This window comes from Methylomonas sp. ZR1, assembly GCF_013141865.1.
GTDB lineage: Bacteria > Pseudomonadota > Gammaproteobacteria > Methylococcales > Methylomonadaceae > Methylomonas.
In genome coordinates this window covers 157,968-172,938 of record NZ_RCST01000001.1, presented here as the reverse complement: position 1 = coordinate 172,938, position 14,971 = coordinate 157,968, and the positions used below count along the sequence as shown (strand labels likewise).

At 49.9% G+C, this 14,971-nt stretch carries 12 protein-coding genes; 1 reads left to right on the top strand and 11 read right to left on the bottom strand.

Going from position 1 to position 14,971, the window contains the following annotated elements; genetic code table 11:
- Window positions 1–108: 108 nt before the first annotated feature.
- The 6 genes from DDY07_RS00820 to DDY07_RS00795 form a co-directional block, all read right to left on the bottom strand.
- Window positions 109–672, bottom strand: coding sequence for a YkgJ family cysteine cluster protein (locus DDY07_RS00820; protein ID WP_171694431.1), 564 nt, complete (start codon window positions 670–672; stop codon window positions 109–111).
- Window positions 673–887: 215 nt separating this feature from the next.
- A complete protein-coding gene (locus DDY07_RS00815; RefSeq protein WP_171694430.1) occupies window positions 888–1,412 on the bottom strand; it encodes a DUF6527 family protein in 525 nt (174 codons plus the stop codon).
- The gene (locus DDY07_RS00810) at window positions 1,409–2,920 is read right to left on the bottom strand and encodes a hypothetical protein (protein WP_171694429.1); all 1,512 of its coding nucleotides are present in this window, start codon (window positions 2,918–2,920) and stop codon (window positions 1,409–1,411) included. Before DDY07_RS00810 ends, DDY07_RS00815 begins: the two co-directional genes overlap by 4 nt.
- An 8-nt stretch (window positions 2,921–2,928) precedes the next feature.
- On the bottom strand, window positions 2,929–4,245 hold the full coding sequence (locus tag DDY07_RS00805; protein WP_171694428.1) for a ThiF family adenylyltransferase: 1,317 nt from the start codon (window positions 4,243–4,245) through the stop codon (window positions 2,929–2,931).
- Complete coding sequence (locus DDY07_RS24375) at window positions 4,242–4,571, bottom strand: E2/UBC family protein (RefSeq protein ID WP_367650902.1); 330 nt, start codon at window positions 4,569–4,571, stop codon at window positions 4,242–4,244. Before DDY07_RS24375 ends, DDY07_RS00805 begins: the two co-directional genes overlap by 4 nt.
- Window positions 4,572–4,624: 53 nt before the next feature.
- Complete coding sequence (locus DDY07_RS00795) at window positions 4,625–5,302, bottom strand: multiubiquitin domain-containing protein (RefSeq protein WP_171694426.1); 678 nt, start codon at window positions 5,300–5,302, stop codon at window positions 4,625–4,627.
- Between the two features lie 198 nt (window positions 5,303–5,500).
- Between DDY07_RS00795 and DDY07_RS00790 the strand changes: the two genes are divergently transcribed.
- Entirely contained in the window at window positions 5,501–6,436 is a 936-nt protein-coding gene (locus tag DDY07_RS00790; protein WP_171694425.1) for a WYL domain-containing protein, read from the top strand.
- Between the two features lie 140 nt (window positions 6,437–6,576).
- Here the strand turns inward: DDY07_RS00790 and DDY07_RS00785 are convergent, their stop codons facing one another.
- From DDY07_RS00785 to DDY07_RS00765, 5 genes are all read right to left on the bottom strand, one after another.
- Window positions 6,577–9,711: a type I restriction endonuclease subunit R gene (locus DDY07_RS00785; RefSeq protein WP_171694424.1), complete on the bottom strand. Its 3,135-nt coding sequence runs from the start codon at window positions 9,709–9,711 to the stop codon at window positions 6,577–6,579.
- A 43-nt stretch (window positions 9,712–9,754) separates the two neighbouring features.
- Window positions 9,755–10,903 (bottom strand): Fic family protein, encoded by a 1,149-nt coding sequence (locus tag DDY07_RS00780; RefSeq protein ID WP_171694423.1) that lies wholly within the window; start codon window positions 10,901–10,903, stop codon window positions 9,755–9,757.
- A gap of 101 nt (window positions 10,904–11,004) precedes the next feature.
- Window positions 11,005–12,336: a restriction endonuclease subunit S gene (locus DDY07_RS00775; RefSeq protein WP_171694422.1), complete on the bottom strand. Its 1,332-nt coding sequence runs from the start codon at window positions 12,334–12,336 to the stop codon at window positions 11,005–11,007.
- Complete coding sequence (locus DDY07_RS00770; RefSeq protein ID WP_171694421.1) at window positions 12,333–13,397, bottom strand: YhcG family protein; 1,065 nt, start codon at window positions 13,395–13,397, stop codon at window positions 12,333–12,335. The genes DDY07_RS00775 and DDY07_RS00770 overlap by 4 nt, the downstream gene beginning before the upstream one ends.
- Entirely contained in the window at window positions 13,387–14,940 is a 1,554-nt protein-coding gene (locus DDY07_RS00765; RefSeq protein ID WP_171694420.1) for a class I SAM-dependent DNA methyltransferase, read from the bottom strand. The genes DDY07_RS00770 and DDY07_RS00765 overlap by 11 nt, the downstream gene beginning before the upstream one ends.
- Window positions 14,941–14,971: the final 31 nt, after the last annotated feature.

Below are 14,971 nucleotides of genomic sequence, written 5' to 3'. Positions count from 1 at the left end.
AATAGATCGGGAGCATTCGCCAGCGTAACCAGTCGTAAAACACCCATAAATAGTTATTTTGAATAAAATACCGAAATAGTGCACCGCCTGGTTTTGCATGGTCTTCAACTATTGAAATATTTGACGGATGTCGAAAATCGAAGCATTATCATTTTCACGAATGATGAAGTTGTAACTTCTGAGTATTTCGGAAAATTTTAAAAGTGTAAAATCGCCAGTGCCGCATTTATCAGGATGACACCATATTGATGTTCGGGTAAGGGCTACATGTTGACGGCAAAAAAACGGCCGATACTCATAAATACTGCAAACACCAGCTTTCAAAAATGGACAGGGTGTACCATGGAAAGTCGAAGACTGCTTAGGATTTTTTGATCGCTTGATTTTCGTAGCACCCTCAATGTATTGAATTTCAAGTTCAGAAATAGATACGTCGTAGTAACAACATGAACTGCAACCCTTTTTGCAGGGAGTGAATTGATGAACAAAAGAAAATAATTCATCCATAAAGCTGTAGAGATCCTTAAGCTTCGTTAACGGATTACCTTGATGATTAAAAAACTTCGTTAGCAACAAGCCTTCTCTCTTTGCCAGTCTGTTTGGTAATCGGATAATAACGATTTCAGAGTTTTTGCGAGCATTTTCTTGTTCTAATTCGAGTTCTTTATTCATGAAAAATCTCTCAATCGCATACAGCCAACATGCGTGTAAAAATAGGACATAGTGGCGAATATTTGTTGAATTTATAAAATATTCTGTATATTTCAATTAAATCAGCTGCCTATTCCGATTTCAAAGCCGCCATTAATTCTGAATCAAAAACTGCTAGTCATATCAATAAATTAGTCATTTATCAGGACGACCAATTTTTCAGCACATAATCAGATCTAGGGTACCCTGAAAAAACCACGCAACTTATCATTGCCCTCCACCAAGGCATTAGCACGACGAACTAGCTGCGAGCATGTCCAGTTAATGTCCCAAGGTACTTCGTCCAGTTTTTCTGCTATCTGCGTATAGTGCAGCCAGTCTTTGGTGCAAACTGACAGCACCCTTCTTCGTAATTCGATCTCATCTTCTACGATGACGTCACTATCATCCCAATACTTGTCACACCAGACAATAACATGATTCCATATGATGAAATGGCTGCAGCAGCCGGTGTCACGCCATACTGAGGGAAACACCGAAATCTGGTTGCGTTTCCGATAAAAGCGCCAAGCTTTATCTGTGCGCGCATCCAGATTGATCGTGAGCGTCTCTCCACAGCCATCAGGACAACGCATAACAAATGACCGGAGCACACCTCGATTTACTAGAACGAAATCGCCAGGCTGTTCCATTAAGGTATCGGCATCACGACGGTGAGATACAGTGCCTCTGTCCCGAATTCTTTTAGCTTTTTTTTTCATGGGAACTTTTCTCTTTGGGTCTTGATTTGGCTGATAATATGTGCGCCAATTTCTAATGCAACAACGCGACGTCCTCTATCGGTGATTGACTTAGGTGAAAATTTGCACCATCGCCACAGCGCAATCACTAAAGCGATAGCATACTCGTGCGGGTCGCTCTGTTCATAAATACTAAAGGCGCGAACCCGTTGCAAACAACCGAAAAGCCAAAAGTCAGGTCTGGGCGCTGAATCCCGATCGGGTGTGCGCAAGATTGCGTCGAGTTCGTAAAATGGACGGATATTTTGTTCCCATTCTTTTAGTTTAAACTGTTGACTCGCATTTTCTTCATCCGTGCAGGTAAAAACTAATGCTACCTCTAGCATTGCTACGTCGAAACAAATCGGAGCTCCCTTTCCAAACTCATTAGTTCCCTTCACTTCACCAAGATCAATTAAGATTGCGTCATCACCACGCACTCGAATATTGTCACCATGTAGGTCGCCATGAATAATGGCGGATCGATGCTCGAATGAAATATTTTTAAGAGTCGCCCATAGTGTATTGACATTAATTCCTGCATTTTGAATTGGCTCAGAATCCAAATAATCCTTTTGAATTTTATCGGGAGAAATTATTCCAAGTCGTTCGGCAGCCAGTGCGAGTGATTCATTAGACTTGGTTTTCTGCCAAGCAATGTCACGCCAACGTAGTAGTGTTCGATTAAATAAATTGGAAATTGCATTTTCTGCCCGGCCAGCTCTTGCAGCAATTAACATAGATTCAGAGTTTTCAACGAAGTCTGCGACATAAACTGACTTTGAAAATCCTTCTACATACACTTCAAGATTTGGCCTTAACTCAAACGGTATGAATGGTGAAGCATCCTTCATGGCTCCAACTTCAAGCTCTAGCACTTTGCGCTCCCCAATTTTAACTAAACGTGGTAGTGTCCAGTGAGCGGTCGAACTCAATCTCCGTTTTTCGTAAGCCATGAAAACTCGGGATGTAGTGAATCCGGATTGAAGTTCATGAATGCGTAATTCTTCCGCATTCTGAAAGGCTCGACAAATCAAAAGACGCTCATCCGATTTAAGCTTTTCGGAATGGTCGAGTTCCACAATGTTGATGTGCTTCCATTTTAGAGCCGGTTGATACTCTATAATATTGTCGAAATTTTGTTGCCTTAAATCGTTTAGAAAGGTTACTTCTTCGTCCCAAGGGAATACAGGGTCAATTAGTTTTAAATATTCTTCATGAATTCGCGATTTATCTTTGCGATTAGCTAAAATAAGGACAAGGATTCCATGATTAATAAAGCGTGGCAGTTGTCTATAAGTAACCTGATTGAATCTCGCATCATTCGCTTCATGGCTGAATACCACGATTGAGGTTACGCCAAGCAATGAATCATTGAGATCGGCTACATCTGGATTCTCCAGTACCGTGAAACCCCGCTTGTTTAACCTATCAAAGATGCCAGGTAATGGAGTTGGACCATACCACAAAAGTTTTCCAGGCATACTCATACGTCTCTTCATTCTAAAAAGCTCAAATGCCGTGAATCCCCAGCAGCTATAACGCCATTCGCCCCGCAGATAGGGCAATCAGGATCAGGTTTAGTAGCAAACACGCGCACATTACCCGTTAATGCATCGTAGGATTGCCATCTGGCGCGCACGGGAGTTCCTGTGAATGCAGCTAGAAACATTGTCACCGCCAAAGATACCATCGTACTATTGATGGAAATAACAGCTGGTTGGTTAACACCGCCTCCACCATTAAAGTACGGATCAGATTCACGTTGTTCTGGAGTCATTAATTCTTCGCGGATGACTCGCGCATCGAGTGCATTACTGCATAGAAGGCACGGTAAACCGGGAGCTAGCATTTGGGTGCGTCCTGTTACAGCGTAAACGTGATTATCTCTCAAGGTAATTGATACGCCGATATCGAATGCGGGAATGAGATATTGGAAAGCAAATTCCGATAAAAAGGCTCTGCTCACGTGAGAATCAGTACACATAAAAATGCAGTCCGCCGAGCACATTAATCGCCTTGCGCTTTCGGTAATGACGGAATCCGCGTAAATATGAACTTGAGCGGATGGGTTAATTGTGCGAATAAGGATGGACGCAACATCAATCTTCGATTTTCCAACGGATTCAGGCTGCGTACCAACTACACGATTCAAATTGGTTTCTTCTACAGTGTCAGGGTCAATGAGAATAAACGTCCCAACACCAAGATGCGCTAATTGTTGCACGGCGACCGATCCAGTTCCTCCCAAGCCAACGATTACAACCGATAAATTGCGTAATACCCTTTGACCGTGCTCGCCAAATGCTCGAACTTGTCGGTCATAGCGTTCGTTATTTTCGTCCTCTGAATTTCTCGTGGCTGGAAAAGTGATTATTGAGCCAATTTGCCGCACAGAAATAGATTCTTGAGTTCCAAACCACCGAGCTTTTAGTTTTCCATCGCAGAGTATCATTGAGAACGCGTCTCCATCAGGAATACGCTTTTTTATAAATTCGACAAGCCCAAATTCGGTTGCATCATCTATTAAAGAAAACTCTGTTGCCCCCTTGGGATGCGTATGCAGCAGCGCCAAATGTTGTTTTTGTTCGCGAGCACGCCTAGTTATGCGAGTTAGAAACTGCGGCGCAAAGGTAATTTCGATTTCTGACGCAGAAAGTACATCTGCTTCATTTGCGATTTCTATGTCGTGTACCAGATATCGATTACTAACCGCGTCATAACACAAATATAATGCTGCCCCTCTCTCAGTGTCCGCTTGAAGTGAGTTTATTAAGGCGGTAATTGTCGATACCCCAACAACAATTTCAGTCATTTCAGCTCCACGAATCGGCTTCTAATAATTTTCACATACGTTAACAAGTCGCAGGTTGCTGCATTCCATGCCCCATTAGCCACATGCCAGGAAAACCATAATGTCTGCGCGTCAGGTTGCCCGGGTACGACTTGGCCGATCTGTGCATTTTGTGGCATTTGTCCATTTTCCAGCCGCAATGAGTGATCTGCCCAGAAACAGTCTGGAGAGGCATATGGGTAACCATTAGGAACAACGAAACGAATATGAGTCTCTGGGGCTGACCACCCTTGTGGTAACGTTACGGAAGGAATAACTACGAGATGACATCCGTTCTCACCGGTCATTTTGGAGTCAGGAAAAACCTCGATCAGTGACGTAAACTGGTCCTGAACAGATTTCATAGCATTCCAAATGTTGCGGGTGGGACAATAGCGAAATGTGCAGGTGTTTCGCGCCCTTTAAACTCTACTATTGTGGATGGGCGAATTACCTCATCTGGCTCAGTTCCTTCCCCTTCCAATACCAAAGAATTAGCTGCATCCCAGTCGGGAATTTTCGCCATAATTTGAGCGCCAGTTAGCTCTGGTTGATCAGTGCGATATTCGACACCGTCTACGAAATAGTGATACTCGACTTCTGGCTTATGACGCTTGTGTGTTTTGAGGTGTTCGATACCGCTTTCATTGAGATCAAAATAACCTTGCAACGCAAGCGTCTGGTCTTCTTCATCAACACGCTCCCAGATAAGGTCTTCATCCTCCTTCACATTTGCAAGTGAGCGTATTGTCGCGATCTCAATTTTTGGGCTTCCCCACCAGATTGAATGCCCATTGACTGTTAATTCAAATACAGTGCCCGTTTCGAAGGCAAAAAATTCTTTGATTGATCCCGTCAATTCAAGAATTTCATCCGACGAGACCACGCGGGTCCCATGTGCAGTGCGCATGATCAGTACAAAATCTTCCGCTGGTTCAAAGCAGGCATCGGCTAACACCTGACCTGCAGTAGGAGTTTTATCAAGGGTGTTAGCCGGTTGACCGTTAATTTTGTAGGGATAGCTATGTTCTGTTGTCATTTTCGGTCCTCAAGTGAGAAATCTAACGATAATTGGGGGATTTCACATCAATGATCAAACGACCGTGATCATTGATGCGATTGTTAACCTTGCCGTGGCACACAAGTGGTTGAACACTTATGCATCACATCAGTACAGTTTTAATATACAATAAAGAAAGCTAATGCGTAAAGTTTTTTTACTGATAATGAGATGCCAATGAAGCAATCAACACAAAAAAAGCGGTGGGGGGTGGAGCGACGCCTTGAATTTATTGAGTTTGTATCTTATTGGGAAGGTACAATTAATCGATCTCATATAATGGAGCATTTCGGGGTATCGGCGCCGCAGGCGTCTAGTGACTTAACCACTTATCAAAAACTTGCCCCTCAAAATCTCCGATATGACTTAAGTTCCAAACGATATGTTGCGACGGATCAATTCGAATTTAAACTCATCGAGCCGGACGCGGATCGTTATCTCAAGCAACTGACTGCACTATCCACCCAATCGGTGGAATTAGAAGATACTTGGCTAAATACCACCCCAGCGGCTGAAGTTATTCCAATTCCAACCCGTAAAGTCGAACCAACTATCCTTTTCGGAATTCTTAAAGCTATCAGGTCAAAAAGATCCATTGAAATTGAATATCAATCGTTAAATCCAACAACAACTGAGACTGCGTGGCGCCGTGTTACACCGCATGCCTTTGCCTCAGACGGATTTCGTTGGCATATGAGAGCGTATTGCCATCGGGACAATAGATTTAAGGATTTTCTCCTTTCCCGTTGCAGCAATACAAGAGCGGAGGGAGCTCCTGGGCCTGGTGTAGAAAGCGATGACAAATGGCTCACCTATTTCGAGGTTAAACTTGCACCTAATCCGCGACTCTCGACTTCTCAAAAAAGAGCAATTGAGCAGGATTATGCAATGCAAGATGGCTATGTTGTTTTGCCGGTTCGATATGCACTACTGTATTATTTCGATAAGCGCCTTAGGTACGATCTATTGCCGCAACGTTCAACAAATTCGCTAGGAGACCCGAGAGAAATACCTATCGTTGTAGCAAATCAAACTGAATATGAAGCGGCTTTGGAGACAATAGGCGTTCAATTTCGTACTGACTACACAAACAAGCTCGTTGATAATCAGTAGAGAAAGCCGTCTGGCATCTCTAAATCAGCAATATAGAGGTGCCGGACCAGCGCAGCTTACCGAAGTAGCAAATTGGAAAGAGTGTTGCTCAAATTGAGCAGATCGAAGCCTTGGAGCAAAGTGCAACCCGCTCAAATTATCTACATCCATACTTCACCTAAAGCCTGTGCTTGCTGCAAAACCAGCTCAATCGCAGTCTCCTGCTGATCTGGCGGATACTTGTACTTACGAAGAATACGTTTCACCATCAAGCGTAACTTGGCCCTCACGCTTTCCCGTTGCGACCAATCCACCGTAATGTTCTGGCGTAGGTTCTCTGTAAGTTCATGGGCGATAAGCTTCAGGGTTTCATCGGTCAGTTCGCGGACGGCTGATTCATTATCGGCCAGGGCATCGTAAAAGCGGATTTCATCTTCACTCAACCCCAGAGACTCCCCTCGTCTGGCGGCTTCCCTAAACTTCTTCGCCATCTGAATCAGCTCTTCAATGACCTGAGCGGTTTCAATAGCCCGGTTCTGATACCGCTTGATGACATTGACCAGCAGCTCGGAGAACTTCTTCTCCTGTACCACGTTGCCGGCAAAGCGGGATTTGATTTCGCCTTCCAATAGCCTTTCCAGCAGCTCCACAGCCAGATTGCGTTCCGGCAAGTTACGCACATCGGCCAGAAAAGCATCATCGAGGATACCGATGTTAGGCTTGTCCAGACCAACAGCTTCGAAGATGTCCACCACTTCTTCCGAGACCACGGCGGAATTGATGATTTGCCGGATCGCCAGATCACGTTCCTCGTCGCTACGTTTTTTCCGGCTGATGTCGGGTTTGGTGAGAATGACTTTCACCGCCTGAAAAAACGCTACTTCCTCCCGTATCGCCTTGGCTTCATCCAGCGTACAGCACAAGGTAAAGGCCTTGCTCATGGCTAGGGCGGTATCAGCGAAGCGCTTCTTGCCGTCTTTCTGGCCGAGGACATGGTTGGCTGCGCCGGCCAGTCGTTTGTGGCCTGTGGTTAAAAAGTCACTATAGTCATAGCCGTACAGTATGCCCCGCAGAATATCGAGCTTTTCCTCCAGCACGGCATAGGCTTCGGCCGCATCGACGGTGGGTCGGCCACGGCCCTGGCTGGCGGTGTAGTCCTTCAAAGCCGACTTCAATTCGTTGGCGATACCGATGTAATCCACCACCAGGCCGCCTTGCTTGTCCTTGAAAACCCGGTTGACGCGGGCGATGGCCTGCATCAGGTTGTGGCCCTTCATCGGTTTATCGACATATAGCGTATGCACACACGGCGCATCAAAGCCGGTCAGCCACATGTCGCGGACGATGACTAATCGCAACGGATCGGCCGGGTCTTTAAAGCGCTTTTCAAGGCGCTTTTTCTGCTGTTTGCTGTAGATATGCGAACGCAGCAAGGCCTTGTCACTGGCTGAACCCGTCATCACGATCTTGATGGCGCCTTGCTCCGGGTCGTCGTTATGCCACTCAGGGCGCAGCTTGATAATCTCGTTATACAGATGCACACAGATTTCCCGGCTCATCGCCACCACCATAGCCTTGCCGTCCTGGGCTTTGTTGCGTTCCTCGAAATGGGCGATTAAGTCCGCTGCTACGCTGGCGATACGGGGTTCGGCGCCGACCACCTTTTCCAAGGCCGCCCAACGGCTTTTCAAATTGGCTTTTTGATCGTCTTCCTCATCCTCGGCCAGTTCGTCGACCTCATCATCGATCTGCGGCAATTGCTCCGGCTTCAGTGCCAATTTGGCCAGACGCGATTCGAAGTAAATCGCCACTGTAGCCCCGTCTTCCTTGGCCTGCTGCATGTCGTAAACGTGGATATATTCGCCAAACACCGCCCGCGTATCGCGGTCTTCCAACGATACTGGCGTGCCGGTAAAGGCGACAAAGGTGGCATTGGGCAGAGCGTCGCGTAAATGCTGGGCATAGCCGACCTGATAGACAGCACTGGGTTCGGCGGCCTGAGCCAGAGTGTCATCGTTGGCGCTGGGCTTGGGGGGTTTGACGGTCTTCAGTTTGGCCTCAAAGCCATATTGGGTGCGGTGTGCCTCGTCGGCAATCACGACGATATTGCTCCGCTCGGACAGCACCGGAAAACTGTCTTCATCGGCACCCGGCATAAATTTCTGGATGGTGGCGAAGACGATGCCACCGGAGGGCCGGTTAGCCAGTTTTGCGCGCAAGTCCTGACGGGTTTCAGCTTGCACCGGCTGTTCACGTAATAAATCTTGCCCCAGTGAGAATACCCCGAACAATTGCCCATCCAGGTCGTTGCGGTCGGTGATCACCACGATAGTGGGATTCTCCATCACGGTTTCCTGCATCACACGGGCAGCAAAGCAGGTCATGGTGATACTCTTGCCACTGCCCTGGGTATGCCAGACCACGCCGCCTTTATGGTTGCCATCAGGTCGGGAGGCGGTTACAACATGTTGAATGGCGGCGCGTACCGCATGGTATTGATGGTAGCCCGCGACTTTCTTGACCAGGCCGCCGTCATCCTCGAACAGCACGAAGAACCGTAAGTAATCGAGCAAAGTCGCCGGGTTCAATAAACCGTGTATCAGCGTTTCCAGTTCGTTGAATTGGCCTAACGGGTCCAGTGCCACGCCGTCGATGGTGCGCCACTGCATGAAGCGTTCGGCATCACTGGACAACGAACCCAGCCGCGCTTCGCTGCCATCAGAAATCACCAGTACCTCGTTGTACTGGAACACATCCGGGATTTGTTCCTTGTAGGTTTGAAGCTGGTCGAAGGCCTTCCAGATGTCGGCTTTTTCATCGGCCGGATTTTTCAGTTCCAGCAACACTAACGGCAGACCATTGATGAACAGGATGATGTCCGGCCGGCGCGAGTGTTTCGGCCCCTTGATGGCAAATTGATTGATCGCCAACCACTCGTTTCCGGAAGGCTCGGCAAAGTCGATCAAGCGCACCCGATCACCCCGCGTATCGCCTTCCTTCTGGTACTCAACCGGTACGCCGTTGACTAACAGACGATGAAAGTGGCGATTGCCCGCCAACAAACCAGGTTCTTCCAGATTCAATACCTGCTGCAAGGCATCTTCCCGCGCCGCCAACGGAATGGCCGGGTTTAAGCTGGCAATCGCCGATCGCAACCGTTCGACCAACACGACTTGCTGATAGCTTCCGCGTTCTGGACTTTCACCGTCCGGAGCCAGGTTGGGGCCGTAAATCGTAGAGTATCCAACCTCAGCCAGCCAGCCGAGTGCTTCCTGTTCCAGTTGGTCTTCGGTCATGGCCTGTCTCCGATAGGCTAGTGGTGTGTGGTGCTAGTTTTCATCAGCGCGTCAGCAGCTCGATGTACGACTGGTAACTGTAGCTACGGTTTTTTTTCTGCCCGGTAAATTCCACCACGATCCCCAACTCCTCCAGGACTTTGACCGCTGCCGTGGCGGTTGGGAAGGTGGTGTTGAATTTCTGCCGGACCTGCTCAATGCTGAAGCGCGGCATCATCGGCAGCAGCTCAAACAAGCGATAGCTGGCCGGGCCGACTTTCGCCGCACCCAGCAGACGCCGCCGGTCCGCCGCTACCAGGCTGGCAATCGCCACAATGCTGCGCTCGGCGTCGGTCGCCGCCACTGCCACCGCTTCCAAAAACAAAGACACCCAGCCCTCCCAGTCGCCATCGGTGCGGATGGCCGACAAGCGGCGGTAATACTCGCTCTGGTGCTGTTTCAAGTAGCCGCTGAGATACATCAAGGGTTCCGGCAATAAGCCCCAATGCTCCAGCAAGGCGGCAATCAACAAGCGGCCAATCCGGCCGTTGCCATCCAGAAACGGGTGGATGGTTTCAAATTGAGCATGAACCAAGGCAATCTTCACCAACGGCGGCAAATCATCCGGCGGCGTGGTGTGAATGAAGCGTTCCACATCGGCGAGCAAATCCGCCACCCGCTCCGCCGGTGGCGGCACAAACGCCGCATTGCCGGGGCGGGTGCCGCCAATCCAGTTTTGCGAACGGCGCAACTCGCCGGGTTGTTTGCCCGTGCCTCTCGCCCCATCCAGCAGCAGCTGGTGTGCATTGCACAATAAGCGGACGCTGATCGGTAAGCCATCGGCAGCGCGTAAGTTATCCTGCACCAAGCGGAAGGCGCGTAGATAGTTGGTCACTTCCTCCACATCGTCGGTATTGCTGACGGCAAAACCGGCTTCCTGATCGAATAAGTCAGTCAGCGTTGCTTGCGTGCCCTCGATCTGCGAGGTCAGCAACGCTTCTTTGCGGATCGCGCTGTAAAGCAGCCAATCCACCGACGGCACCAGCCCGGACACCCCGGACAACCGTGCCAAGGCCAACTCGGCGGCATGATTCAGCGCGGTATAGCTTTCGACGGCCAAAACCGGATCGCAGGGCGGCAACGGATGAGGAACAAACGCCCGCACCGGCTCGCCCAAGGTTGTAGATATGAAGTAGTCGCCGGTGCTGCGCATGGTATGCAAATTTTCTTTAATAGAGAGTCATCATATTAAAGCACTCTTTAATACTCGGCGCGAATATCAAAGAAAACTTGAATAAGCACATGGTCGACATATCAGACACACTCCAGCAGAGCTTCGGCTTCTGGCAGGCGGAGTTGGCCGGAGATTAGGCGAGGTAACAGGCTATCACGGAGGGTGGCGAGGGTTTTGGCTAGACACTGATTTTCGGCAACAGATGCAAGCAATGGTGCGGCTAAATCGTGAAAGGCTTTAATCACGCTGTCGCAGGGTAATATGCATTGAATGCCAACAACTATTTCCGGTCTCACCGCTGGATACGCTCCACCATCAGCCACATGAGCAAGATGATCAATGCTTGAATCTTGGGTTGCCGTCAGATAAACGTATTCAGTGTTTTCAATCTTACGGGGCCTTAAGACCGCAAAGCCGGTACTTGCTGTCAGATTACTAGCTGGTTGATGGATAAAAGCAAAGGAGCGATTCCCTGGTCTCACCGTACCAACAATTGTATCTCCATCGCGCAATACTCTCCGGGCTCGGCTGGGAGCAGCGTCGAACGAGTATTCGGTTACTACGGTAATTTCGTTATCCTTGGCGCTTGCCAAGTCAATATAAGTTAAGGTGTCTGGGTGTTTCTTTGTCGTCCATGATTCAGGATTGAGAACCGCAAAATTGATCAGAGAGCCAACCTGCCACCCCCTCGGCACCAAACCCAATTCCGATTCCTCAAAACTATCGGGAAATAGCGCGGCGGTGGCTTCATCCATGCCTTCCGGGGCGCGGCCTTGTTGTTTGGCGTGGACGGGGTCGAAATCGACAAACCACGATTTGAACAGCGCCTGGGCGATTGCTTCCAGCGTGGCGTTGGTTTCGCGTAGCAAGGAAATGCGGTCGTCTATTGAGCCTAGAAGTTCCGCAATCTCCTTTTGTTCCCTCAGCGGCGGTAATGGAATGCTGATTGATTTTAATGATGTCAGTGGCTGGCCAATGCCTGGAGTTCCAACCTGTGACGAGTTTTTTAAAAGCTCGAACCTACCGATGTCTGATTTGAAAAAGTAATAGACAAAAAGTGGTAAAGCCCTCGAAGGATCACAAGTTAGCTTCATTAAGCTGGAAGAAATAACATATTTCTCACCATCATTTGGGACAACTCCTACTTCACCAATAGATCCACGATGCGGAAAAACCAAGTCGTTTGGTTGAAGATTTGCGCCTCCAAGCTCCTTTGCTTTTTCAGGAGTAATAAATACAAAATCGCCAGAGAAAGTCCGGCCTGAAGAGATATTTGTCCCGCGAACTACCCGAATACCATCATCCACATAACAATCACTTTTCATCCTTGATCCAAACGGGCCAATTGCAATACTGCTTTGAATCGGTGCTTTTATTTCGTCAATTAAGGCATTTGACCACTCAAAACTCATACCCCAACCTCCTCGTCATCCATCTCGCCCCAGCCCTTCAGTCGTTCGGCGATCTGTTCCGGGCTGGGCAGGTCGTTGCGGTAGTCTGCCGGGAGTTGCGGGGTGACCGTGTAAGTCGCAATACCCAACGGGTGGTTGGTGGTGCGTAGCGCATATTCGACCATGGTTCTGGTTTTGCTGCGGCAAATAACGATGCCGATGGCGGGGTTTTCGCCGTCCAGTCGGTGGTGCTGGTCGAGCTGATCGAGGTAGAACTCAATCTGGCCTTTGTGTTCGGGTTTGAATTCGCCAATTTTCAGTTCAATAGCGACCAGACAACGCAGGCGGCGGTGGAAGAGCAGCAGATCAATGAAGTAGTCCTTACCATCCGCCTCCAGCCGGTACTGGTTGCCAACAAAGGCAAAATTGCCACCCATTTCGTCCAGGAAGCGGCGCAGGTTGCGGACCAGCGCTTCTTCCAGTTCGCGCTCGGAATGCGCGTCGGCCAGCCCGAGAAAATCGAAGGTGTAGTGATCTTTGACCGCCAGCATGGCTTGCGCCTTGCCGCTTCCCGGTATGGCGGCGTCAAAGTTGGTTTGCCCGCTGAGATATTGCCGGTAACTTTGGTTGTCGAGCTGGTGTTGCAGCACCTTGGTTGTCCAGCCGAAACGGGCAGTGGCGCGCAAGTAAAACTCGCGTTCCAGATCGTCCTTGCAGCGGGCCATGATCAGCAGATTTTTTGCCCAGCTGATTTCTCCTATCAGTGATTGGAGAATTGGCTTGTCCTTGTATTCGCCGTAAAACTGGCGCATCGCCCACAAGTTCTGGACGGAAAACCCGTTACGCCCTGGAAACTCCGCCTGCAAGTCGGCAGCCAGATTTTCAACAACCGCCTTGCCCCAGCCTTGTTCAGACTGACGGCGGCTGATGTTTTCGCCCAACCACCAGTACAGAGCCAGCAGTTCCTTGTTGACTGCCCGGAGAGCCTGATGTTGACACTGGCGGATTTGTTTTTTAATGTCGACGAGAAAATCGCCATACCCCGCTGGCCTTGCTGGAATCACAGGACGGTCAGAACTCATACCCCAGCCCTCCCAGCTTCTGCCGGATCAACTGATCGAGTTCCGCGCCTTTCGCCATCTGCTCGCCCAGCTTCTCGGTGAGCTTTTGCATCTTGTCGGCAAAGGCTTCGTCGTCGTCCTCAATTGCTTCGGCCCCGACATAGCGGCCAGGTGTGAGTACGTGACCATGCTCGGCGATTTCGGTTAGTTTGACGCTGCGGCAGTAGCCGGGGATGTCTTGATAATCGCCAGCACTAACTTCCCCTCGCCATGCAGCGACCGTACCGGCAATGCGTTCGATGACTTCATCCGTCAGTTCCGCCTGCACCCGACTGATCATGCTGCCCAACTTGCGGGCGTCGATGAATAGCACTTCGTTTTGGCGACCGGTCTTCTGTTTAGCCAGGAACCACAAACAGGCCGGAATCTGGGTATTGAAGAACAACTGGCCGGGCAAGGCGATCATCACTTCCACCACGTCGGCGTCGACCATGGCGCGGCGGATGTCACCTTCGCTGTTCTGGCTGGAACTCATCGAGCCGTTGGCCAGCACGATACCGGCGCGGCCGTTGGGCTTGAGCTGATACAACATGTGCTGCAACCAGGCATAGTTGGCGTTGCCTTGCGGCGGCGTGCCGTAAACCCAGCGCGGGTCGCCTTCCAGGCTGCCGTGCCACCAGTCGCTGATGTTGAACGGCGGATTGGCAAGGATGAAGTCGGCGCGTAAATCCGGGTGCTGGTTGCGGGTAAAGGTGTCGGCGGGTTCTCTCCCTAAGTTGAAATCGATGCCGCGAATAGCCAGATTCATGGCCGCCAAGCGCCAGGTAGTCGGGTTGGATTCCTGACCGTAGATCGACACGTCACCGAGCTTGCCGCCGTGGGCTTCGATGAACTTTTCCGATTGCACGAACATGCCGCCGGAACCGCAGCATGGGTCGTAAACCTTGCCATGATGCGGAGCGAGGACGGCGACCAGCGTTTTTACTATGCTGGCAGGCGTGTAGAATTGGCCGCCTTTCTTGCCCTCGGCGCTGGCAAACTGGCCGAGGAAGTATTCGTAAACTTGGCCGAGAACGTCGCGGGCTTGGCTGGGATCGTCACCAAAGCCGATGGTCGACACCAGATCGACCAGTTCGCCGAGTTTGCCATCCGGCAGTTGGGCGCGGGCATAGCGCTTATCCAGAATGCCTTTCAGCTTGGGGTTTTCGGTTTCGATGATCGCCAGCGCATCGTCGATGCGTTTGCCAATGTCCGCTTGCTTAGCGGCGGCGCGGATAGCTTCCCATCGGGCCGTTTCCGGCACCCAGAACACGTTGACCTCTTTGTAATAGTCGCGGTCTTCCAGTTCCTCGGCCAGCATCTCGTCGTCGCATTCATGCAAGAAATATTCGTCAGCTTCATCGGTAAAGCGGCGGGTGAGTTCGGCACGGCGGGCGGCGAAGGTATCGGAGATGTATTTGACGAAGATCAGGCCAAGAACCAAGTGTTTGTATTCGGCGGCGTCCATGTTGGCCCGCAGCTTATCGGCTGCGGCCCAGAGTGTCCTTTTAATGTCGTCTAGCATGATTTTTAAGTGTACTAGGTAAAAAGCCTCT